General features: G+C 67.7%; 17 protein-coding genes, 1 tRNA gene and 1 pseudogene. 16 read left to right on the forward strand and 3 right to left on the reverse strand.

What is annotated here, in order from left to right:
- Nucleotides 1-15 precede the first annotated feature (15 nt).
- The 4 genes from rplI (at nucleotide 16) to GFD21_RS05745 (ending at nucleotide 4,204) form a co-directional block, all read left to right on the forward strand.
- Nucleotides 16-462 (forward strand): 50S ribosomal protein L9, encoded by a 447-nt coding sequence (gene rplI, locus GFD21_RS05730; protein ID WP_163196985.1) that lies wholly within the window; start codon nucleotides 16-18, stop codon nucleotides 460-462.
- 1,169 nt (nucleotides 463-1,631) lie between these two features.
- Nucleotides 1,632-1,705: transfer RNA gene (locus GFD21_RS05735), tRNA-Lys, on the forward strand.
- A 413-nt stretch (nucleotides 1,706-2,118) separates the two neighbouring features.
- Nucleotides 2,119-2,850, forward strand: a complete 732-nt coding sequence (locus GFD21_RS05740) for an MIP/aquaporin family protein (protein ID WP_163196986.1) — start codon at nucleotides 2,119-2,121, stop codon at nucleotides 2,848-2,850.
- Nucleotides 2,851-3,010: 160 nt separating this feature from the next.
- Nucleotides 3,011-4,204, forward strand: a complete 1,194-nt coding sequence (locus GFD21_RS05745; RefSeq protein WP_225431700.1) for a DUF3152 domain-containing protein — start codon at nucleotides 3,011-3,013, stop codon at nucleotides 4,202-4,204.
- Between the two features lie 255 nt (nucleotides 4,205-4,459).
- On the opposite strand, the gene GFD21_RS05750 is transcribed toward GFD21_RS05745, so the two are convergent.
- Nucleotides 4,460-6,796, reverse strand: coding sequence for an HAD-IC family P-type ATPase (locus tag GFD21_RS05750; protein ID WP_404801564.1), 2,337 nt, complete (start codon nucleotides 6,794-6,796; stop codon nucleotides 4,460-4,462).
- Between the two features lie 264 nt (nucleotides 6,797-7,060).
- A pseudogene (locus tag GFD21_RS11435) lies at nucleotides 7,061-7,369 on the reverse strand (cupredoxin domain-containing protein); the annotation flags it as partial.
- Between the two features lie 264 nt (nucleotides 7,370-7,633).
- Here GFD21_RS11435 and GFD21_RS05755 point away from each other — a divergent pair.
- The 12 genes from GFD21_RS05755 (at nucleotide 7,634) to GFD21_RS05810 (ending at nucleotide 22,775) form a co-directional block, all read left to right on the forward strand.
- Nucleotides 7,634-7,915, forward strand: coding sequence for a metal-sensitive transcriptional regulator (locus tag GFD21_RS05755; RefSeq protein ID WP_163196988.1), 282 nt, complete (start codon nucleotides 7,634-7,636; stop codon nucleotides 7,913-7,915).
- 140 nt (nucleotides 7,916-8,055) lie between these two features.
- Complete coding sequence (gene rmuC, locus GFD21_RS05760; RefSeq protein WP_163196989.1) at nucleotides 8,056-9,507, forward strand: DNA recombination protein RmuC; 1,452 nt, start codon at nucleotides 8,056-8,058, stop codon at nucleotides 9,505-9,507.
- 133 nt (nucleotides 9,508-9,640) lie between these two features.
- A complete protein-coding gene (locus GFD21_RS05765; RefSeq protein WP_163196990.1) occupies nucleotides 9,641-10,321 on the forward strand; it encodes a type I phosphoribosyltransferase in 681 nt (226 codons plus the stop codon).
- A 206-nt stretch (nucleotides 10,322-10,527) separates the two neighbouring features.
- Nucleotides 10,528-11,442 (forward strand): TrmH family RNA methyltransferase, encoded by a 915-nt coding sequence (locus tag GFD21_RS05770; protein ID WP_163196991.1) that lies wholly within the window; start codon nucleotides 10,528-10,530, stop codon nucleotides 11,440-11,442.
- 174 nt (nucleotides 11,443-11,616) lie between these two features.
- Nucleotides 11,617-11,916 carry an Asp-tRNA(Asn)/Glu-tRNA(Gln) amidotransferase subunit GatC gene (gatC, locus tag GFD21_RS05775; protein ID WP_163196992.1) on the forward strand — a complete coding sequence of 100 codons (300 nt, stop codon included), beginning with the start codon at nucleotides 11,617-11,619 and terminating at the stop codon, nucleotides 11,914-11,916.
- A 6-nt stretch (nucleotides 11,917-11,922) separates the two neighbouring features.
- Nucleotides 11,923-13,464 (forward strand): Asp-tRNA(Asn)/Glu-tRNA(Gln) amidotransferase subunit GatA, encoded by a 1,542-nt coding sequence (gene gatA / locus GFD21_RS05780; RefSeq protein ID WP_163196993.1) that lies wholly within the window; start codon nucleotides 11,923-11,925, stop codon nucleotides 13,462-13,464.
- A gap of 31 nt (nucleotides 13,465-13,495) precedes the next feature.
- Nucleotides 13,496-14,992, forward strand: a complete 1,497-nt coding sequence (gene gatB / locus GFD21_RS05785) for an Asp-tRNA(Asn)/Glu-tRNA(Gln) amidotransferase subunit GatB (protein WP_163196994.1) — start codon at nucleotides 13,496-13,498, stop codon at nucleotides 14,990-14,992.
- A 270-nt stretch (nucleotides 14,993-15,262) separates the two neighbouring features.
- Nucleotides 15,263-16,360 (forward strand): GNAT family N-acetyltransferase, encoded by a 1,098-nt coding sequence (locus GFD21_RS05790; protein WP_163196995.1) that lies wholly within the window; start codon nucleotides 15,263-15,265, stop codon nucleotides 16,358-16,360.
- Nucleotides 16,361-16,492: 132 nt separating this feature from the next.
- Nucleotides 16,493-16,807: a DUF2469 domain-containing protein gene (locus tag GFD21_RS05795; RefSeq protein WP_163196996.1), complete on the forward strand. Its 315-nt coding sequence runs from the start codon at nucleotides 16,493-16,495 to the stop codon at nucleotides 16,805-16,807.
- Nucleotides 16,808-17,048: 241 nt separating this feature from the next.
- Nucleotides 17,049-18,635 carry an NAD(P)/FAD-dependent oxidoreductase gene (locus GFD21_RS05800; RefSeq protein ID WP_163196997.1) on the forward strand — a complete coding sequence of 529 codons (1,587 nt, stop codon included), beginning with the start codon at nucleotides 17,049-17,051 and terminating at the stop codon, nucleotides 18,633-18,635.
- A gap of 313 nt (nucleotides 18,636-18,948) precedes the next feature.
- Nucleotides 18,949-21,081: a transcription termination factor Rho gene (rho, locus tag GFD21_RS05805; RefSeq protein ID WP_163196998.1), complete on the forward strand. Its 2,133-nt coding sequence runs from the start codon at nucleotides 18,949-18,951 to the stop codon at nucleotides 21,079-21,081.
- A 428-nt stretch (nucleotides 21,082-21,509) separates the two neighbouring features.
- Complete coding sequence (locus GFD21_RS05810; protein WP_163196999.1) at nucleotides 21,510-22,775, forward strand: ABC transporter substrate-binding protein; 1,266 nt, start codon at nucleotides 21,510-21,512, stop codon at nucleotides 22,773-22,775.
- 603 nt (nucleotides 22,776-23,378) lie between these two features.
- Here GFD21_RS05810 and GFD21_RS05815 read toward each other — a convergent pair.
- Complete coding sequence (locus GFD21_RS05815) at nucleotides 23,379-24,305, reverse strand: DUF4392 domain-containing protein (RefSeq protein ID WP_163197000.1); 927 nt, start codon at nucleotides 24,303-24,305, stop codon at nucleotides 23,379-23,381.
- Nucleotides 24,306-24,350 lie beyond the last annotated feature (45 nt).

A 24,350-nucleotide genomic window follows, 5' to 3' on the forward strand; every position in this document is an offset into this window, starting at 1 on the left:
TAGGAGGCACTGAACATGGCTGAATCCAAGGTTATTCTTACCAAGACCGTTGCGAACCTCGGTCACTCCGGTGACGTCGTCGAGGTCAAGTCCGGCTACGCCCGCAACTACCTGATCCCGCAGGGCCTCGCCTTCGCGTGGAACAAGGGCGCCGAGGCCCAGATCGTCGCCATGAAGCGCGCCCGTCTGGCCAAGGCCGTCGCCACCCGCGAGGATGCCGTCGCCGCCAAGGAGGCCATCGAGGGCTCCGCCGTCGAAATCGCCGCCAAGGTTTCCGAGTCCGGCAAGCTGTTCGGTGGCATCTCCAAGGAAGCCATCGCCATGGCCCTGCTCGACAAGGCCCCGGTCGACCCGAAGGCCATCACGGTCGAGACCATCAAGACCACCGGCGAGTTCCCGGCCACGGTCCAGCTCCACCCGGAGATCGTCGCGAACTTCTTCGTGAAGGTCGTCGCCGAGTGAATGATTCCGGCGGTGTCCGCCGCCGGAACCCCATCAGACTGACAGATTGAAGTCTGGGCTTAAGCACTGAGAACCCCGTGCCGCACGTGACGCGAAGTCACGTCACGGCACGGGGTTCTCGTATATGCGCAATGTGCGGCGTGGCTGCCGCGGTGTATTCGCGGTGTATTGCGGTGTATTCCGGGGGGGGCACCCGAGGCGTGGATACCCGAGGCGTGGATACCCGAGGCGGCGATACCCAGGCGGTGGTGTGATGGTGTGGTGCCCCCATCCGGAGGCGGCGGATGGTGTGGTGATCCTTATCCGGAGGCGGATAGGACGACGGCACCTGTGTGTGCGGCGGTTCCTACGGAGATAAGCCCATTGCTCCGTAAGAACCGCCGCTGTCGATGACTCAGCGGCTGATTCTACGGACAATGCCGATTTTTTCCGTATAATCCGCCGCTGACAGTCGCTAGGCGGCGGAATCTACGGAGCGGTGGCCCTGTCTCCGTAAGAACCGCCGCTGGCGGTTGCCAAGCGGCGGAATCCACGGAGATGGCCGCCGTCCTCCGTATTTTCGGACGCTGAGCTGTTGCCAGCGGCGGATTTCACGGAGCAATGGGCTTATCTCCGTGGAAACCGCCGCCGGAAGCGTTGGTGGTGTTTCGGAGGTGGCGTATGGCGGCGACGTCCACGAGGGTGGCGCAAGAGACGAGGTCTCGGCGGCGGAATCTACGGAACAATGGGCTCATCTCCGTAGGAACCGCCGGGAAGGGTGTCGGCCTATCGCCCGGTGCCGTATCTGAACAAGGAGACCTGATGCCCTGGGTGGCCAGCGTCGGCCTATTGTCTGGTGTCCGTATCTCCTAGCGCATGATGTGGTGATGGTGACGTGATGTGGCGATGGTGACGTGTCGGATGGCGGTCGTCTCCCCGGCACATGGTGCGGTGATGCCTCCCCGGAGGTCGAGGCTGGTTCGGTCACCGCATCACCCCCGGGATTTATGTGATGATTATGTGAATAGCTGTTTTCGAGGTGGTCCAGAGGAGTCGCAAGTGGCGCCCGGAGGCCAAATCGGCGATTTTAAAAACGTTGGAATTCCAGGCGACACGCCGAGGGTTGCGTCAGAATCAGAAGTGAGTATATTTATCACTCGTTGCAAGGAACACTTCAACAACTAGCCAACGCCCCTGTAGCTCAGTTGGTTAGAGCAGCTGACTCTTAATCAGCGTGTCCAGGGTTCGAATCCCTGCGGGGGCACAGACAAGACCGGAATCGAAAGATTCCGGTCTTTTTGTATTCCACGGCCGGGAACCGCAGGGTTAATAGACAAACGTGGGTCTTAAATCTGGTGGGAGCCGTTCTCCTGTTTTGTGTGTCGGGGTGCGATTGGCGGTTCGGGTGTTAATCACACCCCGACATGCAAATCCGCAGTAAGCCTTACTCAGGATTTAAGACCCACGTTTTGTCTATTAACCCACATGCGGGGAGTGCAGGAAACCCCGGGGTGCAATGCCGGGGTTGCGCAAGGACCGACCGTGGCCCGGTCCGTGGAACGCCGACGTCGGCGTCCCATGCACGTTCAGCCCTCGGCGTATGCTTGTCTGGTTTGTTTGACTCCTGCCTTCCCGGCAGTCGCATCACCAATCCAGACAAGAAGAAAAGAAGAAGCAGTGGAATACTCCCTCTTTACCAAGCTGGCCGCCGAGTTCTTCGGCACCGCCATCCTGATGATCTTCGGCAACGGTTCCGTCGCCAACGTGGAGCTCAAGAACACCAAGGGCCATCACGCCGGCTGGCTGAACATCGCCATGGGCTATGGCTTCGGCGTCATGTTCCCGGTGCTCATGTTCGGCGCGGTCTCCGGCGCGCACATCAACCCGGCCATGACCATCGCGCAGGCCGTCAACGGCCTGTTCCCGTGGGACGAGGTGCTGCCGTACATCATCGCCCAGCTGCTCGGCGCCGCCCTGGGCCAGTTCATCGTGTACCTCACCTACTACCCGCACTACAAGGACACCGATGATCCGGAGGCCATCCTCGCCACCTTCTGCACCACCGATGCGGACAACAAGAAGCTCAACTACTTCCTCAACGAGATGTTCGGCACCCTCGTGCTCGTCTTCGGCGCGCTGTGCTGCCTGATGGACCCGTGGGGTGAGAAGGATCCGGCCGCCGCTGCGATCGTCGTCGGCTTCATCGTCTGGGGCCTCGTCACCTCCATGGGCGGTCCGACCGGCCCTGGCCTGAACCCGGCCCGCGATCTCATGCCGCGTCTGCTGCACGCCATCCTGCCGATCCCGTCCAAGGGCACCTCCCGTTGGAAGGAAGCGTGGATCCCGGTCGTCGCCCCGATCGTGGGCGCCATCATCGGCTGCTGGCTGTTCGTCGTCTTCTTCGGCTGATCGATCCGGCGGTGCGCCACGGTTCGACATCCGTGTCGTATCGTCGGTCATCCCGTCGCATGGCCCGTCGCCTCCCCGTACAAAACGGGAGGCGACGGGCCTTTCCTATACTGAGAGACGAGGCGCGGCCGACGCTGGCCGGCCGCGGAAGGGGGACGATATGGGAAGGCGTCCGGATGATCCGTTCTCGTCGATCATGACCACGTTGGGCACGGCATGGCGTGCGGCAGGGGCCAAGGCCGGTCCCGCGCTGCGTGCCGTGGGCCGCGCGCTGGCGGCGGGCGCACGCATGGCGGGGCGCGGCGCCGTCGCGGTGGTCCGTGCGATCGTGAAAGGGCTGCGGGCCGCCGTGCGCGTGGCGGGGCCCGCCCTCGGAAAGGCGGGTTCCGCAATCGCCGCGGTGGCCGGCCGCGGCTGGTCGGCGGTCCGAGGGGCGATGCGCCCCGATGCGGCACCGTCGAAACGCACGTTCCGCATCCGTCGCGCCTTGGTGTTCGGATGCGCCGCGGTGCTGGTAGTCGTGCTCGTGGTGGTCGGATGCGCGATAGGCGGGGTGTTCGGGCGTGGCGGCACGACGGGCGGTACCGGCGGCGCGTCCACTTCCTCCTCATCGAAAGGCATCGGCAAGACCGGCAAGACGGCAGGGGCGGCGGACGGCGCGAAATCCGATAAGAAACCCGAAGACCGGTCCGCAGATACGTCCAAGTCGGCGGCGCAATCGGGCGCGAAGGCCGGGAAGACCGGGAAACCCGACGCGGACAACGACGCCTCCGCGCTCGACAAGGCCGCCGGAACGCTCACGGACGCCAAACGCGCCGTCATCCTGAAGAAGGCCGAGGAGGCCGCTGCGGCGAGCGGCAAGGCGCGGGTCGACCTCACCTACTGCGTGGCCACGAAGGGCAAGGTCGGCGATCTGGACACATTCGCCACGCAGGCGTACGAGGCGCTGAACGATACGCGGGGATGGCCGCGCGCCGGCGTGACGTTCACCCAAGGCGACGCCGCCGACGGCAACTGCGATTTCACGCTCATCCTGTCCGAGGCACGATACCTGCCCGAATACGATGCGGGCTGCTCGGCGGAATACAGCTGTCGCGTGGGCGACGACGTGATCATCAACTGGGACCGGTGGCGCACCGGCACCGCCGGGTGGCTCAAGGCCGGCGGCACATTGCGGCGCTACCGCGAGATGGCCGTCAACCATGAGGTCGGCCACCGGCTCGGGCATATCGACAACGAGACGCCCTGCGCCGGCGACGGCAAGCCCGCGGCGCTGATGCAGCAGCAGTCCAAGGGGCTGAACGGCTGCACACCGAACGAATGGCCGTTGGATTCGGAGCTGTGGACGCAGTGAGCGCCGTGACCCCGGGCGGGTCGTGACCCACGGCGGAGCCCGGTGAGGTGCTGGGCGTTCCACATCCCGCATCCCGCCGGTGAAGATGGATACGACGTGAGATATGACGAACCGCACCTGCGGGATGCTGGGCCGGAACATCCGGTCCCGCGTCGCGCGGGCGCGGTTCGATGAAGCCGGAGTACGGGTCCGTGCGGTTCGATTGGAGTACGGGTCCGTACTCCGGCCGCGGGCGCGGCGTCGCCGTAGCGGCGGTCAGTGCTCGAGGAAAATCTGCGGCGCCTTGGAGAAGTTGGTCGCGCAGTGCTCGCCGCAGAAGTAATAGGTCTTGCCCTCGTATTCGCGGGTGATCGCGTCGGCGTTCACCGCCACGGTCATGCCGCACACCGGATCGGTGGCGGTCTCGCCCTCGGTGGGCGCGGCGTGGTGCATGTGGTGCATGTGGTTCATTTCCATGGTGTTCTCCTTCGTAGTGGTGGTTGGGGAAGTGCTGGTGGTGCGGATCTTGCCCGGGCCGGTCAGCGAGGTGCGCTCGTCGATGATGACGCGCGGTCCGTCGCCTTCGGCGGCATGGTCCTCGCTTTCGGCGGTCTTGCCTGCATCGGCCCGGACTCCGGAGGTCGTCTCGTCCCGTGCGGGGGAGCCGTCCGCGACGTCCCGCGCGGGACGGGCATGGCCGGCGACGGCGTCGGAACGCAGGGTGACGCGGTTGAGCCGGTTCGCGTTGAGCACCAGGCACACGGAGCTCAACGCCATCGCCAGGCCGGCGATCATCGGGCTGAGCAGCCATCCGGTGAACGGGTAGAGCACGCCGGCCGCGACCGGGATGCCGATCACGTTGTAGCCGAACGCCCAGCCGAGGTTCTGGCGGATGTTGCGCATCGTCGCCTGCGACAGGTTGATCGTACGGATCACACCGCGCAGATCGCCGCTCATCAGCGTCACATCCGCCGACTGCATCGCCACGTCCGTGCCGGTGCCGATCGCGAACCCCAGATCCGCCTGCGCGAGCGCCGGGGCGTCGTTGATGCCGTCGCCGACCATCGCGACGAGCCCCTCGTGCCGTTCGCGTTGGAGCCGCTCGATCCAGTAGGCCTTGCCGTCCGGCTTCACCTGCGCGATCACCGTGTCGATGCCGACCTCGCGTGCGATCTGCGCGGCGACCTCGGCCTTGTCCCCGGACAGCATCACCGTGCGGACGCCTGCGGCGCGGAGCGCGGCCACCGCCTCCTTCGACCCCGGCTTGACCGTGTCGCGTTCATAGCTGGGACGGTTCCAATCCTTGGAATCCGCGTCGGCCAGGCCGCGGGTGATCGTGCCGGTCTTGTCGAAGACGACGGTGCCGATCTCCCTGGCCCGTTCCAGCGCCTTGGCGCTCGTGACGAGGACGCCGTTGACGGCGCCCACGCCGGTGGCCGCCGTCACGGACAGCGGCGTGGCCAGGCCGAGCGCGCACGGGCAGGCGATGATGAGCACGCTCACCGCCGTCACCAGCGCGTGGGCGATCTTCGGCTGCGGGCCGAGTGCCAGCCAGATCGCGCACGTCCATACGGCGACGATGAACACGGCCGGCACGAACACGCGGGCGATGCGGTCGGCGAGCCGCTGCACGGGCGCCTTCGTCGCCTGGGCGCGGGCCACCATCGCGATGATCTGCGACAGCACGGTGTCGCCGCCCACCTGCGTGGCGCGCATGAGCAGGTTGCCGCGGCGCACGATGGTCGCCCCGGTGAGGGCGTTCGTGCGGGATTCCGGATGGGACGTGCGGGATTCGTCGGTCGACGTGCGGTGGTTGTCGGTCGACGTGCGGGATTCGTTCCCGTACGTGCGGACCGGGGTCCGCAAGCCGGGGGTTTTGCGCACCGGTTCGGACTCGCCGGTGATCATCGACTCGTCCACCTCGGCCTCGCCATCCACGACCACGCCATCGACCGGGATGCGTTCTCCCGCCTTGATTACGAGCAGGTCGCCGGGGCGCACTTCGTCGATGTCGACGTCGTGGAACGCTCCCGGGTTGAGCCAATCGCCGGCGGGCGGAAGCGAGGTCTTGACGGGGGCGGTCCGCACGTTCGTCTCCGAAGTCCACATGTTGCTTTCGGAAGTCGGCACGTCGCTCTTGGATCCGCGCACGTCGCTCTTGGATCCGCGCACGTCGCCCGATGGGTCCTGCATGACGGTCTCATCGAGCCGGTGCGCGGTGCGCGGACGCAGCCTGATGAGGCTCTGCACCGCCTTGCCGGTGCCCTCGCGCGCCTTCGTCTCCAACAGGCGGCCGACGAGCACGAGCGTGATGACCACGCCCACCGATTCGAAGTACGGTTCGCGCGACCCCTCGGGCAGCAGCCACGGCGCCACGCAGACGAGCAGGCTGTACAGGTAGGCCGCGCCGGTGCCGAGGGAGACCAGCGAGTTCATGTCCGGCGCATGGTGCCTGAGTGCGGGCAGGCCGACGCGGTGGATGGGCGCGCCGCAGTGGAACATCACCGGCGTGATGAGGATCGCCTGCAGCCAGGGGTTCGTCAGCCAGTCCGGCAGCAGCATATGGTTCGCCATATGGATCATCATTACGGTGAACACCGGCAGCGTCAGCACCGTGCCGATGACGACCAGTCTGGTCAGGTTCCGGATTTCGGCGCGACGCTCCTCGGCCTCGCGCGCCTCCCTTTCGGCGTAATCCTCGGCGGGCGCGGCGGGGGATGGGGATGATGCCGGCGCCGCGCCCGGTGACGTCGTGTCCGACGCCGGGGATTCCGTCGCGCCGTTCGTGGTGGGGGCCTTGTCGTCGCCTTCCACGCGCAGCAGACCGTGCACCATGTTCATGCCGCAGGCGAACGGGTAGTCGCCCGCCGGCAACGCGGGCAGGCGCACTTCGGTGGCGGTGTGGCCGGGGAGCATGGCGTCCAGCCCCAGGTCGCCGAAGACCACGTGCGAGGTGCATTCGCCGGTCTCCTGGCGGTCGAAGTCCAGGATGATCGGCGTGCCGGCGCGCATCGTCACCACGTCGGGGGAGTAGCCGCCCTTCACCGTGATGGTGGCGCGTTGCATGCCCTCGTGCATCTCGCCGGCCACTCCCGTGCGCTCGCCGAAGAAGAACCGCAGGATGAGCCATGTCGCCAGCGCCGCGACGACCAGCGCGGCGACGCAGACGAAGATGTTCAGTTCCATATCCGCTCCTTGTTCTCGTCTCCCGAACCATCGTATACCGCGTCACAGTGTATACCTAATACCCCTATGGGGTATATACTGGAGACGGTGTTCTCGGACGGTGAACGGTCCGGGCGGCGTCGGACGGCGGCTGCGGAAGCCGGGCGACGGGGACCCTGTCGGAGGGCGGGGCGGACGGTTGCGCCTGTCGGAGGGCAATACGGACGGGCGCGCCTGTCGGAGGGCGGACGGATGATGGCGAATGCCGCGAAAGGAGGCCATGCGATGCATGGATACGATGACGACAAGGCGAAGGTGCTGGCGCGTCTGCGGCGCATCGAGGGGCAGGTGCGCGCCATCGAGCAGATGGTGGACGACGACAGGTACTGCATCGACGTGCTTACGCAGATTTCCGCGGCGAATTCGGCGCTGAAATCCGTGGCGTTGCTGCTTCTGGACGACCATCTCAACCACTGCGTGCGACAGGCTTCGGCCGAAGGCGGCGCGGTGGCCGACGAGAAGCTGGCCGAGGCGTCGCGCGCCATCGCGCGTCTGGTGCGTTCGTAGCCGGGGTGCCGCGCCCCGATCGCGACGACGGGGGCGTCCTGGATCCGATGACCGGTGCGGGGATCTTGCATCGGAAGGGGCGTGTCGCGAAAAAGCGGTAGATATCTACCGCTTTTTCCACGCCGTGCTTTACTGGGGGCATGACAGGAAACACGGTGACATGGATCATGATGGTGCTCGTGCTGCTGGCCGGCGTGGCGATCGGCGCCGCGGCCGGTTTCGTGACGGGCAGGGCGAAGGCGCAGGATGCGGCGCGAGGCACCCGCAACGCCGAATTGGACGGCGCGAGGGCGCAAATCGAATCGGCGCGCGGCGATATCGCGCGCCTCCAGGCGGCCAACGCCGAGGCGCGCGCGCAGCTGGACGGGGCGAACCAGCAGCTGGCGTTCGTCAAATCGCAGCTTGCGCAATCGCAGCAGGCGGAGCAGGTGCGCATCCAACGCGAGCGCGAGCGTGCGGCGGCCGAGGCGGAGGAGCGTCGCCGCGCCGCCATGGAGGCCGCCGAGCAGCGTCGTCGCGTGGAGGCGCAGGCGGCCGAGGAACGTCGTCTGGCCGAGGCGAAGGCCGCGGAGGAGAAACGCCTCGAGCAGGAGGCCCGGCTCAAGGAACAGAGCCGGGTGATCGCTGCGCTCACCCCGGTGCAGAAGAACCTCGACTCCCTGCAGGCCAAGGTCGCGCAGATCGAGGAGGGGCGCAAACGCGAGATGGGCGCGCTCGGCGAACAGCTCAAGGGGCTGAACGAGCAACAGTCCAGGCTCGACCGGGAGACGAGCGCGCTGTCCGCCGCGTTGACCAACAACAAGGTGCGTGGCGCCTGGGGCGAGGCGCAGCTGAGGAACATCGTCGAGTCCGCGGGCCTGCTCGAACACGTCGACTTCGACACGCAGGTGGTGGTCAAGGGCGTCGACGGGCGCGACCAGCGCCCGGACATGGTGGTGCATCTGCCCGGCGGCAAGACCATCCCCATCGACGCGAAGGTGCCGTACTCCGACTACCAGCGCGCCTGCGCGATCCCCGATTCCGCCGGCCCGGAGGAGCTCGCCCGCCGCGGCGAACTGCTCAAGGCCCATGCGAAGGCGCTGCGCGAGCACGTGCGTGTGCTGGGGGACAAGGCGTACTGGGAGGCGTTCGAAACGGCGCCCGATTTCGTGGTCGCGTTCATCCCCAACGAGGCGCTGCTGCAGGCCGCGTTGGAGACCGACCCCACGCTGATGGACGACGCGTTCGCCCGCAAGGTGGCGCTCACCTCGCCGGTCACGCTGTGGGCGGTGCTCAAGTCGGTGGCCTACGCCTGGCAGCAGCAGAGCCTCACCGACGACGCGAAACAGCTGTTCGACCTGTCGCGCGAACTGTACTCGCGCTTCGCCACGCTGGGCGACCACGCCACCAAGCTCGGCACGCAGATCACCCGCACGGTGGCCGCGTACAACGCGTTCGCCTCGAGCCTTGAGCGCCGCGTGCTGCCCACCGCGCGCAAGCTGCAGAAGGTCGATCCCACGAAGATCATCGGCGAGGTGCCGCTGCTCGATCCGGACAAGACCAACGTCAGCGAGCTCACCGCGCCGGAGACCGGCGCCGGGGCGGATGAGTAGCCGAGCGGATGAGTAGCCGAGCGGATGAGTAGCCGAGCGGCCGCCACGGCCCGGCGTGACGGGGACGGACCTCCCGCCACGCCACCGACAATCGGCCTCCGGCGTGACGAGGGCGGGCCGTACCCTGTGAAGCATGAGTGATTCAGGATTCCGCGCCACCGGCCCCTCCGACCTGCGTGGGGGCGCGCAGGGCTCCGGCGCCGCCCGCACGTCGAACAACGACGCCCTCGACTTCGCTGCACTCGACCCGCGCGAACAGCTGCGTACGCTGCTGCGCGAGCGTGTGGCCGGCAAGCCGTTCTCCGAACTGTACGCGGTCACGCTCGACCATCACGGCGCGGCCGTGATGGGCCACGTCCTGCTCGACACGTTGGAGGACGCCGGCTACTCCGTCGACGACTTCGACGCGGTGGGCGCGCTCACCGCCGCCTCCGTGCCGCTCGTCGGCTCGATGATCCAGGCCGCCGCCTCCCGCGGCGAGGACCTCGACGGCTTCGTCATGGACTTCGTGTTCCCCTCGGTCAAGGGACCGTCCATCAAGGGCAAGCGCGTCGTGCTCGTCGACGCGTGGCTGTCGGAGAAATCCTATGTGCAGACCAGCTCGCTGGTCACCCTGCGCAACGGCAACGAACTGAGCCTCGACTTCTCGATCGTCGAGCATGAGGGCGCGTCCGTCGTAGCCGTCGCCTCGCTCGTCGGCGGTGTCGGCAAGGGCGCGGACGAGCGTGAGATCACCGTCGTCAGCCCGGTGGACGGCGCACGCCACGAGGTGCCGTTCGTCCAGGTCTTCCACGAGTCCGATCTGGCGGAGTAGGGGGACATCGCCCCGCCGTCGCCCCCGCCGTCGCCTTCGGTGACGGCTCCTGCGCGATCGCGGACGGACCGCGGCCGCATCATGCCGGCTCGCGGCCGTTCGTCTTCGACTGCCCGCCTCGCCGGCGTCCGTTCATACGTCGCCGACGCCTGCCGAACGGCCCGGCCCAGGCGGGCCAGGGCAATCATGCGAAATCGAAAGTAGATATGCATCCTCGTAATCCCATCGACATCGAGGCCGAACGCTCCGGCGAACCCGTGTTCCGCGAAGTGGGCGTCGGCCCGTGGGCCGAAGCCCGGCCCGGCGAGCCGCGGCCGGACGATCCGGCGTCGCCGCTGTACGCCGACCGCCTCCGCTACGACCCGGCGCTGCTCGACGAAGGCGACCGCCGCAACGTGCTCGACCGCTACCGGTACTGGACCGTCGCCGCCATCAAGGCGGACCTGGACGCTCGCCGTCGCCACGACTTCGAGGTCGCCATCGAGAACTGGACGCACGACTTCAACATCGGTTCGATGGTGCGCACCGCCAACGCGTTCCAGGCCCGGCGTGTGCACATCGTCGGCCCGCACAAGTGGAACCGCAACGGCGCGCTGATGACCGAGCTGTACCAGCACATGGAGCACCACGCGTCGATCGCGGCGATGGTGCGCTGCTGGCGTCTGCGCATCGCCGGCGAGATCGCGGCGGAACGCTCCCGCGCCGCCGCGGCCGCGTTCCACGCGCACGAGGCCGCGGCGCGCGCGACGGCCGGAGAGACCGGCGCACAGGCCGGCACGACGGGAAGCGCGCCGTCGCACGCGTCCGGCGCCCTGGCCGTGCAGGCGCCGTTCCTCGCCGAACTCGACGCCGCCCAGGCGCGCATCCGCGAACTCGAGGCGGCCCGCGTCGTCGCGATGGACATCGTGCCCGGCGCCGTGCCGATGGAACGGTACGCGTTCCCGAAACGATGCCTGCTCCTGTTCGGCGCGGAGGGCCCCGGGCTCACCCGCACCGCGCTCGACCTCGCCGACGACGTGGTCTACATCTCGCAGTTCGGCTCCGTGCGCTCGATCAACGCCGGTGCGGCGGCAGCCGTCGCCATGCACAGCTGGATCGCGCAGCACGCGGCGATCCGGTAAGGCGATCCGGTAAGGCGTCCCGTTGGAACGTCCCGTTGAAACGATCCGGTAAGGCGGCGGCCCGACGGGCACGGAACCGCCGGCCGCCGGTACGCGACGGCACGGCGGCGCGGCGATCCGAAGCGGGCGGTACATCCGTCCCGCGTGTCACAAATTGCTCGTATAGTTAGGCGCATGCCTACATTCACACGCGAAGAAATCGTGCATTTGGGCGATCTGGCCCGAATCGCGCTCACCGATGAGGAGATCACCCGTCTGCAGGGCGAGCTGAACGTCATCGCCGACTCCATCAACAAGGTCCAGGAGGTCGCCTCCGACGACGTCGCCCCGACCGCCAACCCGGTCCCGCTCGAGGCCTACCTGCGCCCCGACGAGCCGGTCACGCCGCTCACGCAGGCCGAGGCGCTCGCCGGCGGCCCGAAGACCGAGGCCGGCATGTTCGTCGCGCCGCGCATCCTGGGAAGCGAGGAGTGAGCCGATATGACTGAAGCAACCAACGAACTGGTCAAGCTGTCCGCCGCCGAGATGGCCGCGGCCGTGAAGAAGGGCGACGTCTCCAGCCGCGAGCTGGTCGACGCGCACCTCGCCGTCATCGAGGCCGCCGAGCCGAGCATCAAGGCCTTCCTCAAGGTCTCCGGCGACGTGGCCCGCGAGCAGGCCGACGCCTTCGACGCGAAGTCCGCGGACGAGAAGGCCGCCCTGCCGGAGCTGGCCGGCGTGCCGATCGCCATCAAGGACATGATCGTCACCAAGGGCATCGAGACGACCGCCGCCTCGAAGATCCTCGAAGGCTGGATCCCGCCGTACGACGCCACCGTCATCGAGAAGCTCAAGGCCGCCGGCATGCCGATCCTCGGCAAGACCAACCTGGACGAGTTCGCGCAGGGCTCCTCCACCGAGCATTCCGCCTACCAGACCACCCACAACCCGTGGGACACCGAGCGCGTGCCCGGCGGCTCCGGCGGCGGCTCCGCCTCCGCGGTGGCCGCGTTCGAGGCCCCGCTGGCCCTCGGCACCGACACCGGCGGCTCCATCCGCCAGCCGGGCGCCCTGACCGGCACCGTCGGCGTGAAGCCGACCTACGGCGGCGTCTCCCGCTTCGGCGCGATCGCCATGGCCTCCTCGCTCGACCAGATCGGCCCGGTCACCCGCACCGTGCTCGACTCCGCGCTGCTGCAGGAGATCATCGGCGGCAACGACCGCCGCGACTCCACCTCCATCCCCGAGGGCCCGCGCCCGATGGCCGCCGCCGCGCGCGAAGGCGCCAAGCGCGACCTCAAGGGCATGAAGGTCGGCCTGGTCAAGGAGCTCGGCGGCGACGGCTTCCAGCCCGGCGTCGAGGCCCGCTTCAACGAGGCCGTCAGGAAGCTGCAGGACATGGGTGCCGAGGTCGTCGAGGTCTCCTGCCCGCACTTCGAGTACGCGCTCGGCGCGTACTACATCATCATGCCGTCCGAGGTGAGCTCCAACCTGGCCCGCTACGACGGCATGCGCTACGGCCTGCGCGTCATGCCGCCGGCCGGCGTGCCGCAGACCGCCGCCAACATGATGGCCTACACGCGTGAGGCCGGCTTCGGCGACGAGGTCAAGCGCCGCATCATCCTCGGCACCTACGCGCTGTCCGCCGGCTACTACGACGCCTGGTACGGCTCCGCCCAGAAGGTGCGCACGCTCATCATCGAGGACTTCCGCAAGGCGTTCGAGCAGGTCGACGTGCTCGTCTCCCCGACCAGCCCGTCCACCGCGTTCAAGTTCGGCGAGAAGATGGACGACCCGCTGGCCATGTACATGAACGACATCGCGACCATCCCGGCGAACCTCGCCGGCGTGCCCGCCATGTCGATCCCGGCCGGCCTTTCGGACGACGGCCTGCCCGTCGGCTTCCAGTTCATCGCGCCGCAGCAGCGCGACGAGGTCATGTACAAGCCCGCCGCCGCGCTCGAGGCCGCGCTCGAGGAGGACTGGAACGGCCCGATCTGGCAGGACCTCAAGGCCCCGTGGCTCGACGGCCTCGCCAAGTGAGAAGCATCGGAAGGAACAGGAAAGCAACATCATGGCTGAAAAACTGATGAAGTACGCCGATGCCACCAAGAAGTACGATGTGGTGTTCGGCCTCGAGACGCACGTCGAGCTGTGCACGAAGACCAAGCTGTTCTGCCCGGCCGAGGTGAGCTTCGGCGGCGAGCCGAACACCCAGCTCACCCCGGTGAGCCTCGGCCTGCCCGGCTCCCTGCCGGTGGTCAACAAGACCGCCGTCGACTACGCGATCAAGCTGGGCCTCGCCCTGCACTGCGAGATCGCCGAGTGGAGCCAGTTCGCCCGCAAGAACTACTTCTACCCGGACATGCCGCGCGACTACCAGATCTCCCAGTACGACAAGCCGACCAACGGCAACGGCTACCTGGACGTCGAGCTGGAGGACGGCACCGTCTTCCGCGTGCCGATCGAGCGCGCCCACATCGAGGACGACGCCGGCAAGAACACCCACGTGGGCGGCGCCGACGGCCGCATCGAGGGCGCCGACCACTCGCTGGTCGACTACAACCGCGCCGGCGTGCCGCTCATCGAGATCGTGACCAAGCCGATCGAGGGCGCGGGCGACCGCGCCCCGGAGATCGCCGGCGCGTACATGCGCGCCATCCGCGACATCGTGCGCGCGCTGGGCATCTCCCACGCCCGCATGGAGCAGGGCAACATGCGCGCCGACGTGAACGTGTCGCTGCGCCCGTCCGCCGACGCCCCGTACGGCACCCGTTCCGAGACCAAGAACGTGAACTCGTTCCGCGGCATCGAGAAGACCATCCAGTACGAGATCCGCCGCCAGGCCGCGCGCCTCGACGAGGGCAAGGAGATCCTGCAGGAGACCCGCCACTGGGACGAGGCCTCGCAGACCACCGCCGGCGGCCGTCTCAAGTCCGACGCCGACGACTACCGCTACTTCCCGGATCCGGATCTGGTCATGCTCCACATCACCAAGGAGCACATCGCCGAGATGGAGGCGCAGATGCCGGAGATGCCGCGCGAGCGCCGCAACCGTCTCAAGGCCGAATGGGGCCTGACCGACCTGCAGCTGCGCGACATCCTCAATGCCGACGCCCTCGACCTGATCGAGGAGACCGTCAAGGCCGGCGCGACCGCCGGCGGCGCGCGCAAGTGGTGGCTGGGCGAGCTGTCCCGCGAGGCCAACGCGAAGGGCGTGTCCCTCGAGGAGCTGCCCGTCACCCCGGCCGACGTGGCCGAGGTCGAGAAGCTCATCGCCGACGGCAAGCTCAACGACAAGCTCGCCAAGCAGACCATCGCCGGTGTGCTCGCCGGTGAGGGCACCCCGGACGAGGTCGTCAAGAAGCACGGCTACAAGATCGTCGAGGACTCCGGCGCCATCGAGGCGGCGGTCGATGCGGCGTTCGAGGCCAACCCGGACGTCGTCGAGAAGCTCAAGAGCGGCAACATGAAGCCGATGGGCGTGATCATCGGCGCCGTGATGAAGGCGACGCGCGGCCAGGCCGACGCGAAGGCCGTCACCAAGATCGTGCGCGAGAAGCTCCAGTAGCCCCGCGCCGAGGGCCGGCCCGCTGTCGGCGGGCCGTCCTTGGCGACGCCGATCCGATCCGAGGGGGGTGTCCGCACGGTTTCCCGACCGTGCGGACACCCCCCCTCGCCGTTCGTGACGGTTCGTGACGGTTCGTGACATCGCCCACACCGTCAGCCCCTTTTCAGCGTTCATACAGGCGGGTAGGATAGGTTCGTCAAAGATCGAACCGCGGGATGAAGGTGGAGTGGTCCCGCGGCCCGCCAACGGCGTAAAGGGACGACGAGGATTATGACTGAATACACGGAAGCGGCCGCCGGTCAGGGGCCGCGCCGCGAGTTGCCGGCACGCATCGTGATTCCGCCCATCCGCGGTGAAATGGTGCATCTGCGCCCGGCCACCGTGGAGGACCTGCCCAAGCTGGACGAGCTCGAGGCCTGGCATGGCGCCACCAACATCACCGGCAAGGACGAGAGCGCCGAGCGCGCCGTCGTGCACGCGTGGGTGCGCCGTTCGGTGGCGTGGACGGAGGGCCAGGCGCCCACCGAATCGGGCGTGGGCGACCCGGAGTCCCGCCGCACGATGGCGTGGGCGCTGCTCACCGACGCCGACCACGACGCCGACCATGTCGTCGACGCCGCCTCCACCGGCAACGTCATCGGCATGATCTTCCTCATCGACATCGACGGGTGGTCGCGTTCCGCCCGCATCCAGGTCATCCTCGGCAAGGACTACCGCGGCCGCGGCTACTCGCGCGACGCGATGCCTCGCGTCATGACCTACGGCTTCGCGCCCGAGCCCGCCGGCCTGGGCATGCACCGCATCTGGGTGGCGGTGCCGGAGCAGAACTCGCGTTCCGTGTCCGTGTACCGTTCGCTCGGCTTCGAGCCGTCCGGCACGTCGCGCGACGCGCTGTGGGACGCGGCGACGAACAAGTACCAGGACCTCATCGTGATGGACACGCTCGTCGACGAATACGATCCGATCCGTTCCCTCGACGCGTTCGGCATGCACGTCATCGAGGACAACCCCGGCGTCAAGGAGGCGTTGAGCGCGCGCGAGCATTCCGTCGCGATCCGCCGGCGCGACGGGGCGGACGCGGCCCCGAACGCCGCCGCGGACGCGCGCGGCGACGGGACGGCGCACGACGGCGGCGCGCACGGCGACGCCGGCGAGCCCTCGCGCGAACGGTCGCACCGCATGACGCCCGACGAGGCGCGCGAACGGCTGGGACTGCCGCCGCAGCACGTCGACGGGCACGGTGGCTCGCATTCCTCCGGCGACGACGAGGAAAGCAACTGGCCGTACGGGCAGAACGAGCGCAAGACCTCGAAGGACGCGTGGTGGCGCACGCTCGGACGCGGGCGCAAACGCGAATCGGAGAAATAGCGCCGGGGCCCCGCGGGGCCGATAGGCACGGGCCATCGTAAGGTGGAGCCCGGCAGAACACATGCAGGCATGGGTGGCCGCATCGGCGACGGAAGCGTCGCGGTGCGGCCGCCGGTTTGAGAAGGACGGAACATGAGCGCCGAGGACCTCGACAACTACGAAACCGACGCCGAACTGGCGTTGTACAAGGAATACCGCGACGTCATCAAGCTGTTCACCTACGTGGTGGAGACCGAACGCCGCTTCTACCTGGCGAACAAGGTGGACTTCAACGTGCGTTCCGCCGGCCAGGACGTCTACTTCGACGTGCAGCTCACCGACGCGTGGGTGTGGGACGTGTACCGTCCGAGCCGGTTCGTCAAGAACGTGCGCATCGTGACGTTCAAGGACGTCAACGTGGAGGAAGTGCAGAAGTCCGACATCGACATCCCCGACGACATCCACTGATTTGATGTCGCGTCGGATCGTCGCCCGTCGCCCGCGACCGGTCCCGACTTCGCCCCGTCGGCCTGTCCCGTCGGTCCGTCGAACCGTCCCGTCGGTTCCGGTCCGACGGCGGCCTCGTCTCCGTCGGCTGCCCCGGCCGTTTCCCGCATAGTTGGGGCATATGTGAGGAAATGCACGCGCGCGGCGTGCGTTTCCGGCGCCTCCGGTAGGATATGCGTGATTTTGTTATAAGGAGATGAACGTGACCGACAAGCAATCCGTGGTGATTATCGGCGGCGGCCCCGCGGGCCTGACCGCGGCATGGGAGCTCATCAAGGACGGCGGCGCCGAGAAGTACGACGTCACCGTGTTGGAGGAGACGCACGAATTCGGCGGTATCTCGCGCACCGTGAAGCATAACGGCAACCGCATGGACATCGGCGGCCACCGTTTCTTCTCGAAGGACGACCGCATCATGGACTGGTGGAAGGAGACCCTGCCGCTGCAGGGCGCGCCCTCCTACGACGACAAGAAGCTCGGCCGCGAGCACGACATGGAGCCGGGCGGCCCGGATCCGGAGAAGGAAGACAAGGTGATGCTCAAGCGCCACCGCGTCTCCCGCATCTACTGGAACCGCCATTTCTTCGACTACCCGATCAGCCTGTCCGCCAACACGCTCAAGGCGATGGGCTTCAAGCTGACGATGGTCGCCGGCTTCTCCTACCTCAAGTCGATGATCCACAAGCTCCCCGAGGACAACCTCGAGAACTTCTACATCAACCGCTTCGGCCGCAAGCTCTACTCCATGTTCTTCGAGGGCTACACCGAGAAGCTGTGGGGCCGCCACCCCTCCCAGATCTCCGCAGACTGGGGTTCGCAGCGCGTCAAGGGCCTGTCCATCATGGGCGTGCTCAAGAACGCGTTCGCCAAGCTCATGCCGAAGAAGCGCTCCAACGCCGAGGTGGAGACCTCCCTCATCGAGGAGTTCTGGTACCCGAAGTACGGTCCCGGCCAGCTGTGGGAGACCGTCGAGCACAACTGCGAGCAGGCGGGCGTCAAGGTCGTCACCGGCGCCAAGGTCGTCGAGATCCGCCAGGAGTCCGGCCGCATCTCCGCCGTCGTGACCGAGGACGCCGAAGGCAACCGCACCGAGGTCGCCGCCGACCAGTTCATCTCCTCCATGCCGGTCAAGGACCTCGTCAACGCCATCGACGCCGGCGAGAAGGCCCCCGGCGACATGGTCGAGGTCGCCAACGGCCTGCCGTACCGCGACTTCGTGACCGTCGGCCTGCTGGTCAAGCACCTGCGCCTCAAGAACACCACCGACATCCCCACCCTCGGCAATCCGCCGATCGTGCCGGACTGCTGGATCTACGTGCAGGACCCGGGCTACAAGGTCGGCCGTCTCCAGATCTTCAACAACTGGAGCCCCTACCTGGTCAAGGACGTCGACGACACCGTGTGGATCGGCCTCGAATACTTCTGCGAGGAGGGCGACTCCTTCTGGAACATGACCGACGAGGAGGCCACCAAGTTCGCCATCGCCGAGCTCACCCGCATGCGCGTCATCAACGGCCCGGCCGACGTCCTCGACTCCCACCGCGAACGCGTCAAGAAGGCGTACCCCGCCTACTTCGACACCTACTCGCGCATGGACGAGCTCGTCGAATACCTCGACGGCTTCGGCAACCTGTACTGCGTCGGCCGCAACGGCCAGCACCGCTACAACAACATGGACCACTCCATGGCCACCGCCATCGAGGCCGTCGGCAACATCAAGTCCGGCAAGACCTCGAAGAAGAACGTGTGGTCCGTCAACACCGACAAGTCCTACCACGAGCAGAAGTGAGATGACGGAGCGTACGCCGCCTTTCCCCGGCGCCCGGCGCACCTTCGTACGCCTTCGGCCCCGGACGGCGGTCCCCGCACGCGTCGTCCCGCTTCCGCCGCGCGGAAGCGGCCGGTAGTCATCCCACATAGCCCCCTTCGCCATGGCGAGGGGGCTTTTGCGTTGGTCGGCTAGACGTTGTAGAGTAAGTGCAGCTCGCGGGCATGGCATTGCGGCGGGCATTCACAGACGGCTCGAAGCCGTAATCACATTTCAGGCAGGTGCCGGTGCGGTATGCCGCGTCGGCGGGTGCTGTGGAAAGGTATGAACAACCGTGGCCAATAGCCAGAATCTTGAGGATATGAAGCTGCCGGAGCTCAAGGAGCTCGCCAAGCAGATGGGCCTGCGCGGCACGTCCACCATGCGTAAGCCGGACCTGATCGCCACGCTTCAGGCCGCCCGCTCCGGTGGCGAGGCCCCCGAAGGCGTCACCGTGCGCGCGCCGAAGGCGGCCGCGAAGTCCGCCAAGCCGGCTGCGGCCAAGTCCGCCAAGGATGCCAAGAACACCGAGGCCGCCGGCGAGGAAGCCGTCGCGGAACAGCCTCAGGACACGCAGGCCGCCCCCGCCCCGGCGGCCGAAGCCGCCGAACGTCCGGCCGCCACCGCCTCCGCGGACGCCGTCGCCTCAGATGCCGAACAGCCGGCCCCCGCCGGGAACGAGGCCGCCGAGCCCGTCATCGACATCCCGGCCAAGTCCGCCCGCACCGTCCGTTCCCGCCGCGCCGCGCGCAAGGGCGACGACGCGGAGCGTCCGTCGCGCCGCGACCGTCGCGCCGCCGAACAGGCGCCGCTCGACGCCGCCAACCTGCTCGACACCCTCGACCTGGGCAAGAACGCCGAGGAATCGGACCGTCCGCGCGGCCGTCGTCACACCATCGACGAGAACGGCGACGAGATCATCGTCGCCAACGTGCGCCGTCGCCGCCGCCCGGCGGAGGAGCGCGAACCGCAGGAGGAGGTCGTGCGCGATCTCGACGACATCCTCGCCACCCTGCCCACGCAGAACAACGCGCCGCGCGACGAGGCCGAGGAGCCGCGCCGCGGCCGTGGCGATCGCGACTTCGGCCGCGGCACCCACGACGATCGCGCCGACGGCCGTTCCGAGCGTGGCGAACGTGCGGACCGCCGCGGGCGTCGCCTGCGCGGCCGCAACCGCGACTTCGAGGAGCGCGACGAGCGCCGCGGCGCCGACCACGACGTGCGCGAGACGCGCGCCGACGGCCGTGGCGAACGTGCGGACCGCCGCGAGGAGCAGAACGACCTCGTGCCGGTCGCCGGCATCGTCGACGTGCTCGACTCCTACGCGTTCGTGCGCACCTCCGGCTACCTGCCCGGGCCGAACGACGTCTACGTCTCCATGGGCCAGGTCAAGAAGTACGGCCTGAGGAAGGGCGACGCCGTACACGGCGCCATCCGCGCGCCGCGCGAGGGCGACCGCCGCAACCAGCGCCAGAAGTTCGTTCCGCTGCAGTCCATCGACTCCATCAACGGCATGAGCGTCGAGGAGGCCGCGAACCGTCCCCAGTTCAACAAGCTCACGCCGCTGTACCCGCAGGAGCGCCTCAAGCAGGAGACCGCGCCGAACAAGCTCACCGGCCGCATCATGGACATCGTCTCCCCGATCGGCAAGGGCCAGCGCGGCCTCATCGTCTCCCCGCCGAAGGCCGGCAAGACGATCACGCTGCAGAACATCGCCAACTCGATCACCACGAACAACCCGGAAGTGCATCTGATGGTCGTGCTCGTGGACGAGCGCCCCGAAGAGGTCACCGACATGGAGCGCACGGTGCAGGGCGAGGTCATCTCCTCGACCTTCGACCGCCCCGCCTCCGACCACACCACCGTCGCCGAACTCGCCATCGAGCGCGCCAAGCGCCTCGTGGAGCTCGGCCAGGACGTGGTCGTGCTGCTCGACTCGATGACCCGCCTCGCCCGCGCCTACAACATCGCCGCGCCGGCCTCCGGCCGCATCCTGTCCGGCGGCGTGGACGCGCAGGCCCTCTACCCGCCGAAGAAGTTCTTCGGCGCGGCCCGCAACATCGAGAACGGCGGCTCGCTGACCATCATCTCCTCCGCGCTGGTCGAGACCGGCTCCAAGATGGACGAGGTGATCTTCGAGGAGTTCAAGGGCACCGGCAACATGGAGCTGCGCCTGTCGCGCGAGCTCGCCGACAAGCGCCTCTTCCCGGCCATCGACATCAACGCGTCCGGCACCCGCCGCGAGGAGCTCATCACCGCGCCGCAGGAACTGCCGATCATCTACCGCCTGCGCCGACTGCTCGGCGGCATGGAGCCCGAGCAGGCGTACCAGACGCTGGTGCCGCGCCTCAAGAAGACCGCCACGAACCGCGACTTCCTCACCGCGCTCGTGCAGCAGTCCGGCGGCGGCGCCGTCAACGGCAACTGAGCCGATTGGGCCGACCGATTCGATTGATTCGATTGATTCGATCGATTCGGGAGCCTCTCGCTCCGGTCGCGCCCCGATCCATACGACGGGCCGAGCCCCGTCCGTGACGATGTGTTACGGACGGGGCTCGTTCGTTTCGGGACCGTTACCGGCAATCGCACCGCGTTTCCGCGGGTTTTCGTGCGTCACCGGGCGGTTACACGGGAACAATGCGGCCGAATCACGCGCCTCGTACCGTCGGGAACCAAGATTCAAGCACAACGAGCGAGAATCCCGACATCACCAGTCGTGGACGCCATCCGAAACCTCCGGCCACCCGGCCGGGGAATCCCATCGCGACGATCGCCGCAACCGCATCGGACCGTCGATGCGGATGCGGCGGATCGGCCGACGGCGTCACGGCGCATAGAGAGGAACGTGATGAGGTCATGAAACAGTCGAAGACACATACGAGGATCATGGCGTTGACGGCGCTGGTCGCCGCCGCATCGATGGCGCTGGCGGGCTGCGGGTCGGCCGGCGCGAGCGGGGATTCGGGGTCGAGCGGCGGTTCCGGCGCGTTCCTGGCCGCCGGACTGTTCCCGTCCACCGGTTCGATGGCGTACATCGGGCCGTCCAACGTGGCGACGCTGAAGCTCGCCGTCGACGACATCAACGCGGCCGGCGGCGTGCTCGGCAAGGATGCGTCGAGCACCACCGCCGACACGTCCGACGCGGACCACGCCGACCAGAACACGGCCGCCGCGCAATCCGTGCTGAGCAAGAACCCGTCCGTCGTGATCGGCCCGCCGTCCAGCTCCGTCGTCAAGAACAGCTACAAGCAGGTGACCGCGGCCGGCGTGCCGATGATTTCCAACGGCGCCACCTCCACCGCGTTCAGCGGCCTCGACAGCCTCTTCTTCCGCACGATCCCGCCGGACACCGTGCAGGGCGCCGTGCTCGGCCAGGTCATCGCCCAGGCGGGCGTGAAGAACCTCGCCATCACGGTGTTCAACGACGAATACGGCACGTCGCTGCGTGACGTCGTCGTCAAGACCGTCGAGAACGCGGGTGTGAACGTCGTCTACGGCGAAAAGGACACCTTCGACCCGACCGAGACGAATTTCTCCTCGATCGCCACCGCCGTGAAGGCCTCCAACCCGGACGCGGTGCTCGTCATCGCGTTCGATCAGACCGTCTCGCTCGTCAAGGCGCTCAAGACCGCCGGCGTCGACACCCACAAGCTGTACATGACCGACGGCAACACCGTCGACCATTCCGAGGACTTCGACGCGGGGCTCCTCGAAGGCACCGTCGGCACCATCCCGGGCGCCCACCCGACCGACGAGTTCCAAGCGCGCGTCAAGAAGATCGACCCGAAGGTCAAGGACTTCACCTACGCGGCCGAAACGTACGACGCCGTGGTGCTCGCCGCGCTCGCCGCGCAGAAGGGCGGCGCGACCGACGGCAAGACCGTGGCCAGGAACCTGCCGGCCGTATCCGGCGTGGACGGCGGCGAGAAGTGCGACTCCTACAAGGCGTGCCTCGCCCTGCTCAAGGACGGCAAGGACATCCAGTACAAGGGACAGGCCAGCATCGGACCGTTCAACGACGCGCACGACCCGTCCACCGCCTCCATCGGCATCTACAAGTTCGGCGCCGACAACAAGCCGGTGTTTGACCACGCGCAGGAGGGCTCCGTGCCCAAGGCGTGATATGCGGGGCCCGCGGCCGTTCGACCGGACGTCGGGCCCCGCCCGGACGTTGGTCTCACTTGGGTTGGTTGAATCCGGGTCAACCTAGGTCAACCTAGGTCAACCTAGGTTAGTCAATCCGGTTCAACCTGGGTCAACCTAGGTCAATCCGGGTCAACCTAGGTCAATCTGGGGCGATCTGGGTCGATTCGGGTCGAATCTGGGTTGATCTGGGTTGATCTGGTCACTGGGTTGGATTGACCCACTTGGGTTGGTCCGCCGGCCCGCCTATCCGACGTCGACTTTGTCCGTCTGACCGCCGGAGTGACCGTACACGGGTACGGTCACCCCGGCTTCTTCGTCTGGGACCGAGATAAACGTATGCGGAGACCATACCCGGGTTACGTTTACTCCGGTCTCAGACGGTCGGACCGGAGAGAACGTACTGTGAGCTGGTGCTCGTGTACGTTCCTTCCGGTCTGTCCGGTCTGAACCGGAGGAAACGTGCTCGGGAACCGGGTTCCGGGTGCGGAAGTTCCGGTTCAGTACGAAGAGACCGGAGGGACCGTACTGTGAGCTGGTGCTCGTGTACGTTCCCTCCGGTCCCTCCGGCTTCTCACGTCCTCAGCTCGCCAGGGCGGTCAGGGCGTCGATTTCGGCGTAGTAGCGCTCGGGCGGGAGTCCGTCGACGGTGGCGACGTTCGTCATGTGCACGCCGTCGAGGCCGCCGTGCGCGACGATCGTCGCCAGCGTCTTCCGGTGCCAGTCCGACTCGAGATACGGGTCGATCTCCGGCCGCCCCATCGCGCGCATCGCGCACGCCAGCGCATGCGCGCCCCAGTTCGACGTGCCGGAGACGATGAGTTCGTCGGTCGGTACGCGGCAGGCGATCTTCTCGCCGTGGTCGACGACGCCCTCGATGGCGTATTCGGCGACGCGCCCCATGCCGATCTCGTTGCCGCCGTCGCCCACGCCGATCGTGTGCAGCTGCATCTGCGTGAGCCGGCTCAGCGGCGCCGTCCATTCGGTGATGTCGATGCCGCGCATGTTGCGCGGATGCCCGTCGGCCGCGGGGCCGACGCGTTCGATGTAGATGAGCGTGTCGATGCCGTTCGCCTTCGCGAGGTCGATGACCCCGTTCATCCACCCGTCGAACCGGTCGCGCACGGGTGCGACGAGCACATGGTCGTCGGGCAGCAGCCCGGCCGCGCTGGGGCGGATCACCGGTTCGCAGCACTCGTCCGTGACGAGCCACGCGTCGCCGCCGATCGCGCGCAGCGCCATGCACACCTCCAACGCGCCCAGCGGGCCGTCGGTCTCGGCGGCCGGGACCTCGGCCTTCGGGATGTAGAAGCCGGTGACGACCAGCGCGCGCGCCGGGCGTCCCGTGACGAGCTGGCGCGCCGCGCGGAACAGGTCTCCGCGCGAGAACGTCATCAGCGTCTCCGAGCCGCGGCCCACGTCGCGGCCAGCCAGGTTCGCGATCTTCGCGATGCGCGGGTAGAACCTCCAACTCGCCAGGTTCGCGATCGATGATGCGTTGCCGTCCATGATGAATCCCCTTCCCTGTGATCGCCGCGTCGCCGTGACGGCGCC

Origin of the sequence: Bifidobacterium platyrrhinorum (genome assembly GCF_010667645.1) — a bacterium.
Taxonomy (GTDB): domain Bacteria; phylum Actinomycetota; class Actinomycetes; order Actinomycetales; family Bifidobacteriaceae; genus Bifidobacterium; species Bifidobacterium platyrrhinorum.